The sequence below is a fragment of the Bradyrhizobium sp. 87 genome (assembly GCF_023073015.1).
Lineage (GTDB): Bacteria > Pseudomonadota > Alphaproteobacteria > Rhizobiales > Xanthobacteraceae > Bradyrhizobium > Bradyrhizobium canariense_D.
Window position 1 is genome coordinate 472,625 of sequence record NZ_JADPIQ010000090.1, and the last position, 15,858, is coordinate 488,482.

Below are 15,858 nucleotides of genomic sequence, written 5' to 3' on the forward strand. Positions count from 1 at the left end.
CCGATTTCCCTGACAACCGAAACGAGCTCCGCACGATTAGAACCGTTCCTGCCAGCCGTCGCCTTGCGGCCTAGGCGCGGCGCCGCTCAGTCCAGAGCACACCGCTTTCGAGCATTGCACAAACTTTGCACGCTGATCGTTCCTGAGGGGGGAATGCAGCACGGCACACCGTAGTGACACGGAGCTGCCTAACCCGTGCAAAGCTTTCCAATTGTTTAGGATTCTCAACCGATAGTGCTGTTTACACTGGAACTTGGCGTGTATTATACAAGCCTCCTGGAACCCTATGATTGCCTCATAATTCGTAGCTTAGGGCATAAGAGCCGACACGAGACGATATGAAAAAGTCCCGGCCGATCCTCTGGATTCTGATCATCGCGGCCGTGGCCTCCGCAGGTTACTATGGTTGGCAGAAATTCGGCTCGCCCGACGCCGGAAAAACCCAGACCGCACAAAAGGGGCCGCAGCGCCCGTCCGCCGTCCCCGTGAGCGTTTCGCCAGTTCAGAAGGTGGACTTTCCGGTTTACCTGACCGGTCTGGGCACGGTTGCGGGCTTCAACACCGTCCAAGTCCGGACCAGGGTGGATGGCCAGATCGACAAGATCGCCTTCACCGAAGGCCAGATCGTCAAGGAGGGCCAGCTTCTCGCCTCGATCGATCCCCGTCCCTATCAAGCCACGCTCGACCAGGCCAAGGCCAAGAAGGCCCAGGACGAGGCAAATCTGGCCAACGCCAATCTCGAGCTCCAGCGCGCCATGAAGCTCGGCGAATTCGCCACCGCCCAGCGGGTCGACACCCAGCGCTCCACGGTCGCCCAGCTCACCGCACAGATCGCCGCCGATGATGCTGCGATCTCCAACGCGCAGACCCAGCTCGACTACACCCAGGTCAAGGCGCCGATCACCGGCGTCGCGGGCCTGCGCCAGGTCGACATCGGCAACATCGTCAACGCCTCGACGCAGACCGGCATCGTCACGATCTCGCAGGTCGAGCCGATCTCGGTGATCTTCACCGCGCCAGAGGATCAGCTGCCCTATATCAGCGAGGGCCAGAAGGCCGGCGCGCTCAGGGTGATCGCCTTCACGACCGACGGCAAGAAGACGCTGGCCGAGGGCAAGCTTGCCGTCATCAACAACCAGGTCGACACCAGCAGCGGCACGATCCGGCTCAAGGCGGTGTTCGAGAACAAGGACCACGCGCTTTGGCCCGGTCAATCGGTGTCGACACGCCTGCTGGTGCGCACCCTCAAGGATGCGACCGTTGTCCCGGATGACGCGGTCCAGCACTCCACCAACGGCCTCTACGCCTATTCTGTCAATCAGGACAACAAGGCCGAGGTGCACAAGATCAAGGTCAGCTACAGCATCGACGGACGTTCGGTCGTCGACGAAGGGCTGACGCCCGGGCAGCAAGTGATCACCGGCGGCCAATTCAAGGTCCAGCCCGGAAGCCTCGTCTCCACGGCCGTGGCGAGTACGGATCCGGCCCAGAACAAGGTCCGACAGGAATGAACGCGGGCGGGATTTCGGCACCTTTCATCCGTTATCCCATCGGCACCTCGTTGCTGATGGCCGGCATTCTCTTCGTCGGTCTCGTCGCCTATCCCCTGCTGCCGGTCGCGCCACTGCCGCAGGTAGACTTCCCGACCATCCAGATCACAGCCAATCTGCCGGGCGGCAGCCCAGAGACCATGGCTTCGTCGGTGGCCCAGCCGCTCGAACGGCAATTCGCCCAGATCCCGGGCATCGCCCAAATGACCTCGACGAGCTATCTGGGCACCGCGTCGATCACCATCCAGTTCGACCTCAACCGCAGCATCGACGGCGCCGCCAACGACGTGCAGGGCGCCATCAACGCCGCGAGCGGTCAGCTGCCGAAGAACCTGCCCTCGCCGCCGACCTATCGCAAGGTCAACCCGGCCGACGCCCCGATCCTGCTGCTGTCGGCGACCTCCGAGACATTGCCGCTGACCAGTGTCAGCGACGCGGTCGACGCCCAGCTCGCCCAGCAGATCAGCCAGCTCTCCGGGGTCGCGCAGGTCTTCATCGGCGGCCAGCAGAAACCGTCCATCCGCATCCAGATCGACCCGGCGAAACTCGTCGCCAAGGGCCTGTCGATGGAGGACGTGCGCAGCCAGATTGCGATCACCACGGTCGACAGCCCGAAGGGTAACATCGACGGTCCGAAGCGCGCCTACACGATCTACGCCAACGACCAGCTCACCCAGGCCAAGGACTGGAACGACGTCATCATCGCTTATCGCAATGGTGGTCCCTTGCGAATCCGCGATGTTGGCCAGGCGGTCAGCGGCGCCGAAGACGCCAAGCAGGCGGCCTGGGCCAATGGCAAGCGCGGCGTCTTCCTGGTGATATTCAAGCAGCCGGGCGCCAACGTTATCGAGACTGTCGACCGGATCAAGGCCACCCTGCCTCGCCTCGTCGCCGCGATCCCGCCCGCGATCAAGATCGAGCTCATCAGCGACCGCACCACGACGATCCGCGCCGCGGTTGAGGACGTCCAGTTCACGCTGCTGCTGACCATTGCCCTGGTGGTCATGGTCATCTTCATTTTCCTGCGCAGTTTCTGGGCGACCGTCATTCCCACCATCACGGTGCCGCTGGCGCTGCTGGGCGCGTGCGCCTTGATGTGGGTCGTTGGCTATTCGCTAGACAATCTGTCGCTGATGGCCCTCACCATCGCGGTTGGATTCGTCGTCGACGACGCCATCGTGATGCTCGAGAACATCACGCGCTACATCGAGGAAGGCGAATCGCCCATGGCGGCCGCCTTCAAGGGCTCCAAGGAAATCGGCTTCACCATCGTGTCGATCAGCATCTCGCTGGTCGCGGTGCTGATTCCGCTGCTGCTGATGGGCGGCATCATCGGACGCCTGTTCCGTGAATTCGCAGTCGTGCTGGCGATGACGATCTTCGTCTCGATGTTCGTATCGCTGACCCTGACCCCGATGATGGCCTCGCGCTTCCTGCGCGCCCATGGCGAGGTTACCCACGGCAAGTTCTATCAATGGAGCGAGCGCGGATTCGACCGGATGTTGCGCGGTTACGAATGGGTGCTCGACCATGCCCTGGCCTGGCGCCGCACGACGCTCACGATCTTCTTCGCGACCCTTGCCCTGTCGGTCTATCTGTTCGTCCTGATCCCGAAAGGGTTCTTCCCGCAACAGGACGTCGGCCTGATCACCGCGACCTCGGAAGCCTCCCAGGACATCTCGTTCGCGGAGATGCAGCGTCGCCAGGTCGAACTTGGCAAGATCGTGATGGACGATCCCGACGTCGCAACGATCGCAATGAACATCGGCGGCAGCGGCCGCGCCGGCAATAACGGCAACATGTTCATTACGTTGAAGCCGCTCAGCGTCCGCAATGCCTCCGCGCAGCAGATCATCGCCCGGCTGCGTCCCAAGCTCGAAAAGGTGTCCGGCGCCCGCCTCTACATGCAGGCGGCCCAGGACGTCCGGCTCGGCGGCCGGCCGACCCGTACGCAGTTCGAGTTCACCCTGCAGGACGCAGATCTCGCCGAGCTCAACGACTGGGCGCCGAAGATCCTCGCCAAGATGCAGACCTTGCCGCAACTGCGCGACGTCGCGACCGACCAGCAGACCCAGGGCACCACGGTTCAGCTCAAGATCAACCGCGATACTGCAGCGCGTTACGGAATTCAGCCGCAGCTGATCGACGATACGTTGTACGACGCGTTCGGACAGCGTCAGGTCACGCAGTATTTCACCCAGCTCAACACCTACAAGGTGATCCTTGAGATCCTGCCGGAGATGCAGGGCAGCCTCGAGAGCCTGAACAAGCTCTACCTGAAATCTCCGCTGACCGGCGACCAGGTGCCACTGTCAACGTTTGCGACCTGGAGCACCGACCCGGTTCGGCCGCTCTCAATCAGCCACCAGGGCCAGTTCCCGGCGATCACGATCAGCTTCAACCTCGCCCAGGGCGTCGCGCTCGGCCAGGCCACGGAGGCCGTGCAGAAGGCGATGGCCGATCTCGGCGCGCCGCCGACGCTCAATTCGAGCTTCCAGGGCACGGCACAGGCGTTCCAGCAGTCGCTCGGCACCGTGCCGCTCCTCATCCTCGCCGCGCTGGTCGTGGTCTATCTGATCCTCGGCATCCTCTACGAGAGCTACATCCATCCGATCACGATTCTGTCGACCCTGCCCTCGGCCGGCGTCGGCGCGCTCGCGATCCTGATGGCGGCGGGCTTCGAGTTCAGCCTCATTGCTTTGATCGGAGTCATTCTGCTGATCGGCATCGTGAAGAAGAACGGCATCATGATGGTGGACTTCGCCATCGCCGCGGAGCGCGACGAGCACAAGACGCCGGCGGAATCGATCCGGCAGGCAGCGCTGTTGCGCTTCCGTCCGATCATGATGACGACGATGGCTGCCCTGCTCGGCGGCGTGCCCCTGATGCTCGGCCACGGCACCGGCGCCGAGATTCGCCAGCCGCTCGGCTACGCCATGGTCGGCGGTCTGATCGTCAGCCAGGCGCTGACGCTGTTCACCACCCCGGTCGTCTATCTCTATCTCGACGAGCTCAACAACTGGTTCTCGGGCTGGGGCCGCAAGGGTGACGGCGAAGGCGACGAGACGGTCGAGCACGGCACCGTTAAGGAAGCTGCCGAGTAGCAGCTTGCACCGCGCGCCTCACGACGTTACAGCGAGGCCCTCGGTTCACGTCAACGCGGTCTTGCCATGCCCTTGCAATCCAGACTTGTCGCCTTAGCAGCCGCTCTCCTGGTGTCGGCGGGTGCCGCGCATGCCCAGCAAGGCGCCAAGAAGAACGCAGCTCCGTCTGCCCCGGCGGCACAGCCCGCACCGGCTCCGACGCAGCCGCAGGCTGACGGCGCTGCGGCGCAGCAGCCCGGCTGGGTCGTGCGCTGCACCAGCGTCAGCCGCGACGCACCGCTCGAATGCGCGATGGAGCAGAACGCGGTGCTGACCAAGACCGGCCAGACCATCGTTCTGATCAACATCCGCATCGCGCCCGACACCCGCACACCGGTGGCGCTGCTGCAATTGCCGCTTGGCCTCAACCTTCCCATCGGCGCCAAGCTCCAGGTTGACGAGGGCAAGACGGTCGATCTCCAGATCCAGACCTGCGAGAACCGCGGCTGCTACGCCTCCACGCCAATCGCACCGGACCTGCTTGCGACCTTGCGGTCGGGCAAGCAGCTCAAGGTCTCCTTCCAGAACATGGCGAAGGAAACGATCGCGATCCCGATGCCGCTCGGCGATTTCGCGGCGGCCTACGACAAGATCAAGTAGCGACGCCTCCCCGTCACTGTTGCATATCCATTTTGCAGCCTAACGCCGCCGATACCGGGCGCCTCCAGGCGGAAAATCGGTCAGTCCACGCCCAGATAAGCCTTCTGCACCTGCGGATCCTCCGCGAGCGCCGCCGCCGTGCCCGACAGCACGCTCTTGCCGACCTGGAGCACCGTGGCGAAATCCGAGACCTCCAGTGCGAGCTCGATCGACTGCTCGGCGAGCAGAATGGTCAGGCCCTCGCGATGCAGGCGGCCGAAGGTCTCGTACATGGACTCGACCACCGCCGGCGCGAGACCGAGCGAAGGTTCATCCAGCATCAACAGCTTCGGGTCGCTCATCAGCGCGCGCCCGACCGCGAGCATCTGCCGTTCGCCACCGGACATGGTGCCGGCACGCTGGTTGCGGCGCTCCTTCAGGCGCGGAAAGATCTCGTAGACACGTTCGAGCAGCGTGGCCTGGCGCGACTTGTCGCGCAGCGGCGTTGCGCCAAGCATCAAATTGTTCTCGACGCTCTGCTGCACGAACAGCCGCCAGCCTTCTGGCGACAGCGCCAGCCCCTTGCGCACGATCGCAAAGGCTCTCTCGCCGGCGATATCCTCGCCGCGAAAGCGGATCGATCCGGAATGCACGGGAATGAGGCCGGCGATCGCGTTCAGCGTCGTGGTCTTGCCGCCGCCATTGGAGCCGAGTAGCGCCACGACGCTGCCTTCAGGAACCTCCAGCGAGACGTCGGACACGCCGATGAGATCGCCGTAGCGCACCTCGAGGTGCTCGATCCGCAGCAACGGCCCGCTCATAGGTCCGGCCCGCCCATCAGTTCGACCGGCGTGTGGCCGGCCGCTGCCTTGGCTGCACGCTTGCCGAGATAGGCCTCGATCACCGCCGGGTTGGATGTGACCTCGCGCGGCGATCCGCGGGCGATCTCCTTGCCCTGGTGGAACACCATCACGCGGCTGGCGAGTGACATGATCACTTCCATGATGTGCTCGACGATCACGAGGGTGATGCCGGAACGATGGATGTCGCGCACGAGGTCGATGGCGAGCCTCACCTCATGGGCGTTGAGGCCGGCCATGGCTTCGTCGAGCAGAAGCACCTTCGGTTCGGTTGCCAGCGCCCGCGCGATCTCCAGCCGCTTGCGACCGGGGGTGCCGAGCGAGCGCGCCGGCGCATCCGCAAGCCTGATCATGCCGACGCGCTCGAGCACCGCGCGCGCCCTGGTCTCGGCGTCCTTGCGATGCGAGGTGCGCAGGAATGCGCCGATCATGACGTTCTCCAGCACCGTCATGCCCTCAAATGTCTGCGGCACCTGGAAGGTACGAGCGAGCCCAAGCCCGGCGCGCAGCTCCGGCGCGAAGTCGGTGATGTCACGGCCCTCGAACAGGACGCAGCCCGAAGTGGTCTTGAGATCGCCAGTCAGGCAATTGAAGAAGGTGGACTTGCCCGCGCCATTCGGGCCGATCAGGCCGAGGATGTCGCCTTGCTCCAAGGTCACGGAGGCATCGTCCAACGCCTTGAAGCTTCCGAACGCCTTCGTAATTTCGCGTGCCTCAAGGAGCATGGCCAGCTCCCGTGTCCTTCGTCGGCTTGCTGCGCCGAGTGAACAGGCTGAGCAGACCGCCGGGCTGGAAGCGCGCGATCACCACGATGATCGCGCCATAGAGCACGAAGGTGAGCCCGGCGCCCTTGCCGCCGAGCCAGCTGTTCGAGATCTCCTCCAGCGGCACCAGGATCGCGGCACCGACCAGGGGCCCGAACAACAGCCCTGCCCCGCCCAGCGCCGCCATGATCAGGATTTTCACCGAAATCAGGATCCCGAACCCGGACTCGGGGTCGACGAAGCCGAACATCATGGCATAGAGCGCGCCGGCGACGCTCGTCAGCGCCGCACTCAGCATGTAGGCGTAGAGCTTGGTGCGACTGGCGGGTGCGCCGAGCGAGCGCGCCGCGCGCTCGGAGTCCTTGATCGCGCGCAGGTAAAATCCCATGCGGCTGTTGGTCATCCACCAGGTGATCAACAGCGTGATCACGAGGATTGCGAGGAAGAGATAGTAATACGGCAGCGACGACAGGAACGAGAGATCGAAGATGTTGCGCGGCACGGTCGGCCCTGAGAGCCCGACGGCCGCACCGAGCCAGTCGGTGTTGGTCACGATCAGCCGCATCGTCTCGGCGACCGCGATGGTCGCCATACTGAAATAATGGCCCGACAGACGCAGCGTCGGCACGCCGATGATCGCGGCCAAGCCCACGGCGAGCACGATCCCGCCGGGGATGCCGAACAGGGGCGACAGGCCGAACTTTGCGTAGGATCCCATCGCGGCATAAGCACCGCAGCCGAAAAAGACGACGTGGCCGACCGAGACCTGGCCGGCATAGCCGCCGACGATATTCCACGCGGACGCTGCAATCGCATAAAGCAGCACCAGCGCGCCCAGACGCTGCTGGAACGGCGAGGACAGCAGCAGCGGATAGCAGATCGCGAACGCTGCGACGACCGAGAGCCAGATCAAGCGCCGCATCACAGCCTTCCCATCAGGTCTTGCCCATCAGGCCTTGCGGCCGGAACCAGAGGAAGAGCAGGAACAGGACATAGACGACGATGTCCTTGTAGATCGCGCCGATCAGATAGCCCGACAGCGATTCGATCATGCCGATCAGCAGGCCTGCGACAAGGGCGCCCGGCACACTGCCAAAACCGCCGAGCGACACCGTGACGAAGGCGACGATGCCAAGCGTCTCGCCGACGGTCGGCACGATGTAGAAGAAGTTCGCAATCAGCGCGCCGGCAAGCCCGGTGGCACCGGCCGCAATCGCCCAGGCGATCGCCTGCATGGTATCGGGACGGATGCCCATGAGCTGGGCCGCTGTTTGATCCTCCGCCACCGCCAGCATTTTCGAGCCGAGCGAGGTCCGCGTGAGCAGCAGATGCAGCCCGAGCGTGACCAGCAGCGCGACCACGCCGGCAAGCAGCCGCGAGGCCTCGATGCGCAGGCCCGCGAACGCATAAGTGCCGCCCACGATGTCCGGAGGCATCGACAGGAAGTTGGCCCCGAACCACCAGAACACGGAATAACGCAGCAATAGCGCAAGCCCGAAAGTGCCGAGGATCTGCGCCAGCATCGGTCCCTTCATGATATCGCGGATCAGGGCGAAATAGACGACGACGCCGACGGTCGCGAGCACCAGGGTTGCCAGCGGCGCGCCGAGGATCGGCCCTCCTCCCAACAGCGTGTAGACGACATAGGCGACGTACATGCCGAGCATGACGAAATCGCCATGCGCGAAATTGACGATGTTCATCATGCCCCACACCAGCGTGAGGCCTGAGGAAAACAGGGCATAGACAGCGCCAAGCAGAAGTCCGCCGACGATCACCTGCACGAGTACAAAGGACATGAGCCAGCGTTGCTCTGATCAAATCATTTCGGAAATGGCGGGGCGCGCAGCCCCGCCTTCAATCTCACCAGCCCTTGTAGGGCAGCACCGGCGCCTTCGCGGCGTTGGCCTTCGGCCATACCGCGGTGTAGTTCTCGCCATCCTGGAGCTGGATGATGAGCCCGGAGGCGAGGATATTCTGGCCCTTGTCGTCAAACTTCACGCCCTTGTAACCCATCATCAATTGCTCGGGCTTCAGATCGGTCGTCTTCAACGCGGCCTGGATCTTTGCCGGGTCGGTCGAGCCGGCGCGGTCGATCGCGTCGGCCAGCACGAAGAAGCCCTGCATCTGACGGCCGACGGTGTCGTCCATCTCCTCGCCGCTCTTCTTCTTGTACATGTCGGCGATGATGGCCGATGGTGAGCCGGCCGGCCCCACCGACCATGACGAACGGTTGAAGACGCCTTGCGATATCTTGCCGACCGCCTTGATGAAGGAGGGATCGGAATAGCCGGCGTCATCGGCCAAAAGCACCGCCGGCTTGTAGTCGAGCGACTGCATGGTCTTGGCGAACAGGATTGCATCCGACGTGTAGCTGATCATGATGATCACGTCGGGCTTCTTCTCCTTGAGCTGGAGCACTTGGCCCTGAACATCGGTCGCATTGACGGGATAGGCGACGTCAACTGCGATGGCTTGGCCCTTCTCCTTGAAGGCGGCGCTGATCGTGTTGGCGACCGAGGTGCCGTATTCGGTGTTGTCGTGAACCAGCGCGATTGCATCGGTCTTGGCGCCCTGCGCCTCGATGTCGGCGAGGAAATCGACATAGGCCTTGGCGAAGTCGGTGGCGATCGGCGTGGTGCGGAAGAACCATTTGAAGCCGCGCTCGGTGAGATTGGCGGCGACCGACTCGGAGTTCAGAAAGGGAATGCCGTATTTTTCGGCGATGGCGCTCGAGGTCAGCGTGACGCCGGACTGATACGAGCCGAACACGGCGGCTACCTTGTCTTCCGTGATCAGGCGCAGCGCCTGGTTCTGGCCTGTCGCCGGGTTGCCCTGGTTGTCGGCGAACACGATCTCGATCTTGGCGCCGCCGAGGCCCGCAAGGCCTGCGTTCTTGGCCAGCGGCAGAGTGCCGAGCTCGGGATGAGCGTTGTTGATGATGTCCATTGCGACCTCGAGCGCCGCCTTGGCGTGCGCCCCGATCGAGGCGGTGCCGCCGGACATCGGCAGGATCGCGCCGATCTTGACGACCTTGTCCTGGGCCTGCGCGGCTGAAGCGAGCGCAAGGGACATCGCGGCCGCGCAAAGCAGCCCGGTGACGTGCTTCAATCTCATGAAATCAAACCTCCCAAGGGTTTCCCCAACCAGTTTTTTTGGAAGCTCGGCTAAGCGCCCGCTTCCGGTTGTTTATGCCTGGCGATGAGAGGATGGCATGCTGGCCCCGTACCGGCAAGTAAAACGGCTTGCCACGACGCTGCATGGACAAGCACCGACGTGTGGGCCGGGTCAGCGCCCTTACCCCATCACGTCGCTCGCCCGCAGCAGCGTCGTGAAGCCGCCGTAGATCATGCGCTTGCCGTCGAACGGCATACCATCCAACTTCAGCCGCGGGTCCGCCATCACCTTCTTGTTGACGGTGTCGCGAGTCTCCCGGTCGCGATAGACGATCCAGGCGAACACCACGATCTCGTCCTCCTTCGCCATCACCGCGCGCGGAAACGAAGTCAGCTCGCCGTAGGGCACGTCGTCGCCGATGCATTCGACATAATCGAGCGCACCGTGCTCCATCCAGATCGCGCAGGCCGTTTTCGCCAGCGCCTTGTAAGCCTCGATGTTGTCCTTCGGCACGGCCAGCACGAAACCATCGACATAGGGCATCACGGATCTCCTTGGGTTGTGTGTCCGAAGGACGATGCGGTGCGTGACGATCCGACCAGGAAACGTGATTTTCGGATGAGGCAAACGGTCGCGCACCGCCGCGGCGCTCCGCCGGAGCCCATGATGCCGCGGCCCGCACGTCCCATGTGGACCGCAAAACATCCCTGCGTCGCAGCGCTTGCCAGCCCACAGCCGAGCGGGTAGAAACCCTCCACGCTTGAGCCGTGATTTGCGCGATAAGTGCCATCGGCCACAGCCGGACAAATCAACAAGTCATTGAATTTGTTCGGCTATTCCGTTGGGGAATGGTGTAACGGTAGCACAACAGACTCTGACTCTGTTTGTCTAGGTTCGAATCCTAGTTCCCCAGCCACCGCAGGTTAAGCAGCTCACAAACAGACCGTCAGAGATTGCGCTCTCTTTGAGCGGTGCCGCTAAATCACGACGCGATCGAAGTCGGCGGCGATCCGCGTGTTTGGAAAAATCGCTGTCGCTTCGGCCAGAATCTCTTCGTCGCGATAACGCCCCGACATGTGATTCAGCACGAGTTGCCTGACGTTGTTCGCGGCGGCAAATGAAGCCGCCTCGCGCGCGGTGAGATGACCATAGTCCCGGGCGGTCGCGGCGTCGCGATCGAGGAAGGTCGCCTCGATCACCAGCAGATCGGCGTCGGCGACATGCCTGGACAGCCCGTCAGTGGTTTCGGTGTCGCCGATGACCACAATCTTCCTGCCGCCGCTCGGCGGCCCCATGACGTCTTCGGGATAGATCGTGCGGCCGGCGATCACGACTGGTCGTGCCGCGGCCAGTTCTCCGCGCAGCGGCCCATCGGGAACACCGAGCTCGGCGAGGCGCTCCCGCTCAAGATGGCGGCGTGCCGGACTCTGGAAGCAAAAACCAAAGCTGTCGGTGTCGCGGTGACGAACCGGAAAGCAATCGATGGTGAAGTCGCCGGCGTCGATAACCTGTCCTTCGGTCAGCGGTGCGAACTCCACCGGGATCGGCGCCCTGCCCGCGCCCCACAGGCCGGCAAGCATGCGGATGACGATGTCGAGCGTGCCCTGGCCTCCATAGACGGTCATCGCGTCCGATTGCTGACGCAACCCCAGCGTCGAGAAGAGACCGGGGATACCGAGCACGTGATCGAGATGGGCATGCGTCAGCAGAATGCGGTCAAGCCGTCGAAAGCCCGCGCCGCTGCGCAGCAACTGGCGCTGCGTGCCCTCGCCGCAATCGATGAGGACGCGCTTGCCCGTGGCCTCCACCAGGAGAGCCGGATGGTTGCGCTCCGCCGACGGAACGCTGGCGGAGGTCCCAAGGAATGTCAGGGCGAACATGGTCGTCAGTATCCAGGCTTCGCCGCCCCCAATGCCACGTGAGCAGCAGCCCGTACAGAGCCCTCGATCGCGCATAGACCGCGGCAAGCAGTGGGTATCCCGCGATCTGATGGCCAGGCGCCGCCTCCGGCCCCCGACCCGCGGACAGATCTGGTTCCCGTTGCGTGGCCTCCTCATACCATCCGCCAAATTGCATGCTCGATACTCGGATCGATTTGCAGCCGAGCGACATCGACGCGGCGATGCAAGACAATGGAGATCGTGATGCCGCCCGGATTGACCGCCACTGACTGGGACTACGGCTCGATCAGCACATTGCTGAGCGCCCTGCACGCGCGCAAGCTTTCTGCGTCCGAGTTGATCGAGCATATGATCGCGCGCATCGAGGCGCTGGACGGGCAGATCAATGCCGTCATCGTTCGCGATTTCGATCGCGCACGAGACGCCGCGCGCGCCGCCGATACCGCACTTGGTCGCGGCGAGCGGCAGCCATTGCTCGGCATCCCCGTGACGTTGAAAGAACCGTTCAACGTCGCTGGCCTGCCGACGACGTGGGGCTTTCCGCATTTCAAAGATTTCCAACCCGCGGAGGACGCCCTTGTCGTCTCGCGGTTGAAGGCGGCGGGTGCTGTCATCATCGGCAAGACCAATATCCCGATCGGCCTCAGAGATTTCCAGAGCTACAATGACATCTACGGTACGACGAACAATCCGTGGGATCTCGGCCGATCGCCCGGCGGCTCTTCAGGCGGATCAGGAGCGGCGCTGGCTGCGGGATTCGGACCGCTGTCGATCGGCTCGGATATTGGCGGCTCGATCCGGGTGCCCGCGCATTTCTGCGGTGTGTTCGGACACAAGCCGAGCCTCGGCCTCGTCCCGCTACGCGGATACAGCCTTCCGCCGGCACCGCCCGTTGCCGGCCAGGGTGATCTCGCCGTCGTTGGACCAATGACGCGCACTGCCTCGGATCTCGCACTCGCGCTCGACGTGATCGCCGGCCCCGACGAGACGCGCGACGGGATCGGCTATCGTCTTGCGTTGCCGGCCTCACGACACGACCAGTTCAGGGGTTTCAGGATTCTCGTGATCGATACGCATCCGTTGATGCCGACAGGCGATGCCGTGCGTTCCGCCATCGGGCGGTTGTCGGAACGGCTCGAACGATCAGGCGCACGCGTCGCGCGCTCGAGTGCGTCTCTGCCTGATCTCGCCGAATCCGCCCGCCTTTATATGAAGCTGTTGAACGCAGCGCGAAGTCCACGCCTGACACCGGCCGCCCTCGCAGAGGCGCAAGGAGTTGCCGCAGAACTCTCGCCCGACGACCGCAGCCTGCAGGCCGAGCGCGCGCGCGGCTGGGCGATGGTCCATCGCGAATGGCTGGCGACCGACGCGGCGCGCCTGCGGCTGCAACAACGATGGCAGGAGCTGTTCCGCGAGTTCGACGCAGTAATCTACCCGGCCGCAGCCGTACCGGCCTTTCCCCAGGACCAGTCCGAGCCGTTCGACGCGCGGCAACTCGATATCGATGGACAGCTCTATCCCTATGCCGATGCGTGCTTCATCTGGGCAGACCCCGCTTCGACCTGCGGACTGCCTGCAACGGCCGTTCCGATCGAGCGCACGCCATCGGGCCTGCCGATCGGCGTCCAGATCATCGGGCCTTATCTCGAGGACCGCACACCGATTGCGCTCGCTGGACTGATCGAACGCGCGTTCGGCGGCTTCGTCCCGCCGCCGTCGCTGTCTGCCACGCAATCGGAGAGATGAGAGGCGAAGACCCCCAACGATCGTCAGGTTCTTGCAGTCGACTGCGCCTCGACCGCCTGCACCGCCACGCTCGCGACCTGCTGCAATGCCTCGCGGTCGGAGCCTGAGGACGCCATCACGCCCATGCCGACGGAGACGGCCGAAACGTAGCGCGCGAGTGCCGCGGGATCCGAGGTCGGCTTGAGATCGCCTTCGGCCTTGGCGCGAACAAAACGATCGCGAAGCTGGTCCTCGTTCTGGGCGCGCCGAGCGGCGAGTTCGAAGGGGACGCTTTCTGATCCGGTGCCGCATGCAATGCCGCCCTGCACGAGCAGGCAACCGGGCGGGTTGGCGGGATCGGTCTGCTTGTCGGCGATGCCCATCAGCATCCGTTCGGCGACGTCGCGGGCAGTCGGCGCTGCCACGACCTCGTCCATCCAGACGGTGCGCAGTTTGGTATAGCGGTCGAGCGCGGCCTTCAGCAGCCCTTCCTTGTTGCCGAAACAGGCATAGAGGCTGGGCGGATTGATCCCCATGGCTTCGGTCAACTGAGCGATCGTGGCACCCTCATAGCCATGGCGCCAAAACACTTCCATCGCCTGGTCCAACGCCGTTTCGGCGTCGAATTCGCGGGGGCGTCCCATGCCCATGTGCCTGTTCTCCTCGAAATCGGCGTCGTCCCTGACCCTAACGCCGGATCCTATCTCTTTGTTCTCGCTTTATTTTCTCTTCCACTTGCCAATTCTTGCGGTAAACCGCTACAATTTTCTTAGCGAATGGTACATAAGTATCTTGCGCTGCGGTATCCAGCTCCACATCTGTAGTGAACACTACATATCTGGAGCGCAAATGCCCCCCTCCCAAAAGACCTCTCGCCCCGGCCATGTCCGCCGCCTTCTGGGCGGCGTCGCCATCGTGGGCGCTCTCGCCGTAGCCGGCTCGATCGCGACCGGCCATTACTTTCGTTCCGCGCAGGCGACCGCGACCGCCGCGGCCGAGCAAGCCGTCCCTGTCACGGTCGCGCTGATCGAACCAAAGCAGACCGTGCTGTGGGACGATTTCTCCGGTCGGCTCGAGGCCATTCAACGCGTCGAGCTTCGCCCGCGCGTGGCCGGCGCGATCCTGTCGGCCAACTTCATCGAAGGCGCGCTGGTGAAGGCTGGTGACATCCTGTTCAAGATCGACCCGGCGCCCTACGCAGCCGAGGTCGACAAGGCCGCGGCCCAGCTCGAAGCTGCGAAAGCGCGCGTCGTGTTCACGCAGAATGAACTTGAGCGCGGCGCGCAGCTGGTCGGCAACGCCGTGGTGACGCGGCGCGACTACGACCAGCGCGACAACGCCAACCGCGAGGCCATCGCCAACGTGAAGGCAGCCGAGGCGACGCTCCAGACCGCAAAGCTTAATCTCGACTACACCGAGGTACGTGCACCCGTGGACGGCCGCGTCGGCAAGATCGAAATCACCGTCGGCAATCTCGTCGCCGCCGGCACCGCCTCCCCCGTGCTGACCTCGCTGGTCTCGGTCAATCCGATCTACGCGTCGTTCGATGCGGATGAGGAGGTGGTGCTGCGGGCGCTGAACTCGATCGCAGATGTCTCCGGCAAGCGCGGCAATTTGGACCAGATCCCGGTGGAGATGACGACCTCAGGCGGCCTCTCGGCCAAGGGCCACATCCAGCTCATCGACAACCAGGTCAACGGCCAGAGCGGCACCATCCGTGTCCGCGCGGTGTTCAGAAACGAGGACGGGCGTCTCATCCCCGGCCAGTTCGCCCGCGTGCGCATGGGCCAGCCCAAGCAGCAATCGCTGGTCATGATCGACGAGCGCGCGATCGGTACCGACCAGGACAAGAAGTTCGTGATGGCGGTCGGCGACGACAGCCGCGCGGTCTACCGGCCGATCACCCTCGGCGGCTCGGTCGACGGGTTGCGTATCGTGACGACGGGACTGAAGACCGGCGATCGCATTATCGTCAACGGCCTCCAGCGCGTGCGTCCCGGCGCCCTGCTCAAGACGGAGATCGCGTCGATGGGCGCGCGCGGGCCGCAGCAGGCCTCCAACCACAGCAAACAGGACGTGGTGCAACGCTAGCATTCTCCGCTTCCGGAGCGCGCGGGCAGCGCGAGCCGGAATGTCGAATTTGTTGAACTACCAAGACATCACTTCTGGATTTCCGGATTTGCGGGCTTTTCCCGCGCCCGGGAACGGCGGGAGGGTCG

General features: G+C 63.9%; 13 protein-coding genes and 1 tRNA gene. 6 read left to right on the forward strand and 8 right to left on the reverse strand.

The window, feature by feature from the left end; translation table 11 throughout:
• The first annotated feature begins 338 nt into the window (after positions 1-338).
• The 3 genes from IVB50_RS25010 to IVB50_RS25020 all read left to right on the forward strand — a co-directional run bounded on the left by IVB50_RS25010 (position 339) and on the right by IVB50_RS25020 (position 5,293).
• Positions 339-1,511 (forward strand): efflux RND transporter periplasmic adaptor subunit, encoded by a 1,173-nt coding sequence (locus IVB50_RS25010; protein ID WP_204510936.1) that lies wholly within the window; start codon positions 339-341, stop codon positions 1,509-1,511.
• The gene (locus IVB50_RS25015; protein WP_247297571.1) at positions 1,508-4,654 is read left to right on the forward strand and encodes an efflux RND transporter permease subunit; all 3,147 of its coding nucleotides are present in this window, start codon (positions 1,508-1,510) and stop codon (positions 4,652-4,654) included. Before IVB50_RS25010 ends, IVB50_RS25015 begins: the two co-directional genes overlap by 4 nt.
• Positions 4,655-4,720: 66 nt before the next feature.
• Entirely contained in the window at positions 4,721-5,293 is a 573-nt protein-coding gene (locus IVB50_RS25020) for an invasion associated locus B family protein (RefSeq protein WP_247297572.1), read from the forward strand.
• A gap of 80 nt (positions 5,294-5,373) precedes the next feature.
• Here IVB50_RS25020 and IVB50_RS25025 read toward each other — a convergent pair whose 3' ends face one another.
• The 6 genes from IVB50_RS25025 to IVB50_RS25050 all read right to left on the reverse strand — a co-directional run bounded on the left by IVB50_RS25025 (position 5,374) and on the right by IVB50_RS25050 (position 10,556).
• A complete protein-coding gene (locus tag IVB50_RS25025) occupies positions 5,374-6,093 on the reverse strand; it encodes an ABC transporter ATP-binding protein (RefSeq protein ID WP_085352790.1) in 720 nt (239 codons plus the stop codon).
• On the reverse strand, positions 6,090-6,857 hold the full coding sequence (locus tag IVB50_RS25030; RefSeq protein ID WP_247297573.1) for an ABC transporter ATP-binding protein: 768 nt from the start codon (positions 6,855-6,857) through the stop codon (positions 6,090-6,092). The genes IVB50_RS25025 and IVB50_RS25030 overlap by 4 nt, the downstream gene beginning before the upstream one ends.
• Positions 6,847-7,818, reverse strand: a complete 972-nt coding sequence (locus tag IVB50_RS25035) for a branched-chain amino acid ABC transporter permease (protein ID WP_204510934.1) — start codon at positions 7,816-7,818, stop codon at positions 6,847-6,849. The genes IVB50_RS25030 and IVB50_RS25035 overlap by 11 nt, the downstream gene beginning before the upstream one ends.
• A gap of 13 nt (positions 7,819-7,831) precedes the next feature.
• Complete coding sequence (locus IVB50_RS25040; RefSeq protein ID WP_018459265.1) at positions 7,832-8,695, reverse strand: branched-chain amino acid ABC transporter permease; 864 nt, start codon at positions 8,693-8,695, stop codon at positions 7,832-7,834.
• A gap of 64 nt (positions 8,696-8,759) precedes the next feature.
• A complete protein-coding gene (locus IVB50_RS25045) occupies positions 8,760-10,013 on the reverse strand; it encodes an ABC transporter substrate-binding protein (RefSeq protein ID WP_247297574.1) in 1,254 nt (417 codons plus the stop codon).
• 180 nt (positions 10,014-10,193) lie between these two features.
• Positions 10,194-10,556: a DUF1428 family protein gene (locus IVB50_RS25050; RefSeq protein WP_085385621.1), complete on the reverse strand. Its 363-nt coding sequence runs from the start codon at positions 10,554-10,556 to the stop codon at positions 10,194-10,196.
• A 299-nt stretch (positions 10,557-10,855) separates the two neighbouring features.
• Between IVB50_RS25050 and IVB50_RS25055 the strand changes: the two genes are divergently transcribed.
• Positions 10,856-10,929, forward strand: a tRNA-Gln gene (locus IVB50_RS25055).
• 61 nt (positions 10,930-10,990) lie between these two features.
• Here IVB50_RS25055 and rnz read toward each other — a convergent pair.
• On the reverse strand, positions 10,991-11,893 hold the full coding sequence (rnz, locus tag IVB50_RS25060; RefSeq protein WP_085352786.1) for a ribonuclease Z: 903 nt from the start codon (positions 11,891-11,893) through the stop codon (positions 10,991-10,993).
• A 264-nt stretch (positions 11,894-12,157) separates the two neighbouring features.
• Between rnz and IVB50_RS25065 the strand changes: the two genes are divergently transcribed.
• Positions 12,158-13,660 carry an amidase gene (locus IVB50_RS25065; RefSeq protein WP_247297575.1) on the forward strand — a complete coding sequence of 501 codons (1,503 nt, stop codon included), beginning with the start codon at positions 12,158-12,160 and terminating at the stop codon, positions 13,658-13,660.
• 23 nt (positions 13,661-13,683) lie between these two features.
• Here the strand turns inward: IVB50_RS25065 and IVB50_RS25070 are convergent, their stop codons facing one another.
• Positions 13,684-14,289 carry a TetR/AcrR family transcriptional regulator gene (locus IVB50_RS25070; RefSeq protein WP_018459270.1) on the reverse strand — a complete coding sequence of 202 codons (606 nt, stop codon included), beginning with the start codon at positions 14,287-14,289 and terminating at the stop codon, positions 13,684-13,686.
• Positions 14,290-14,488: 199 nt separating this feature from the next.
• On the opposite strand from IVB50_RS25070, the gene IVB50_RS25075 reads away from it, so the two are divergent.
• The gene (locus tag IVB50_RS25075) at positions 14,489-15,730 is read left to right on the forward strand and encodes an efflux RND transporter periplasmic adaptor subunit (protein ID WP_247297576.1); all 1,242 of its coding nucleotides are present in this window, start codon (positions 14,489-14,491) and stop codon (positions 15,728-15,730) included.
• Positions 15,731-15,858 lie beyond the last annotated feature (128 nt).

Bases quoted from the DNA above. Each gene is read 5' to 3' on its own strand.
- IVB50_RS25070 (WP_018459270.1), bottom strand. From the start codon at position 14,289: ATGGGCATGGGACGCCCCCGCGAATTCGACGCCGAAACGGCGTTGGAC.
- IVB50_RS25050 (WP_085385621.1), bottom strand. From the start codon at position 10,556: ATGCCCTATGTCGATGGTTTCGTGCTGGCCGTGCCGAAGGACAACATC.
- IVB50_RS25065 (WP_247297575.1), top strand. From the start codon at position 12,158: ATGCCGCCCGGATTGACCGCCACTGACTGGGACTACGGCTCGATCAGC.
- rnz (WP_085352786.1), bottom strand. From the start codon at position 11,893: ATGTTCGCCCTGACATTCCTTGGGACCTCCGCCAGCGTTCCGTCGGCG.
- IVB50_RS25025 (WP_085352790.1), bottom strand. From the start codon at position 6,093: ATGAGCGGGCCGTTGCTGCGGATCGAGCACCTCGAGGTGCGCTACGGC.
- IVB50_RS25020 (WP_247297572.1), top strand. From the start codon at position 4,721: ATGCCCTTGCAATCCAGACTTGTCGCCTTAGCAGCCGCTCTCCTGGTG.
- IVB50_RS25015 (WP_247297571.1), top strand. From the start codon at position 1,508: ATGAACGCGGGCGGGATTTCGGCACCTTTCATCCGTTATCCCATCGGC.
- IVB50_RS25075 (WP_247297576.1), top strand. From the start codon at position 14,489: ATGCCCCCCTCCCAAAAGACCTCTCGCCCCGGCCATGTCCGCCGCCTT.
- IVB50_RS25035 (WP_204510934.1), bottom strand. From the start codon at position 7,818: ATGCGGCGCTTGATCTGGCTCTCGGTCGTCGCAGCGTTCGCGATCTGC.
- IVB50_RS25030 (WP_247297573.1), bottom strand. From the start codon at position 6,857: ATGCTCCTTGAGGCACGCGAAATTACGAAGGCGTTCGGAAGCTTCAAG.
- IVB50_RS25010 (WP_204510936.1), top strand. From the start codon at position 339: ATGAAAAAGTCCCGGCCGATCCTCTGGATTCTGATCATCGCGGCCGTG.
- IVB50_RS25045 (WP_247297574.1), bottom strand. From the start codon at position 10,013: ATGAGATTGAAGCACGTCACCGGGCTGCTTTGCGCGGCCGCGATGTCC.
- IVB50_RS25040 (WP_018459265.1), bottom strand. From the start codon at position 8,695: ATGTCCTTTGTACTCGTGCAGGTGATCGTCGGCGGACTTCTGCTTGGC.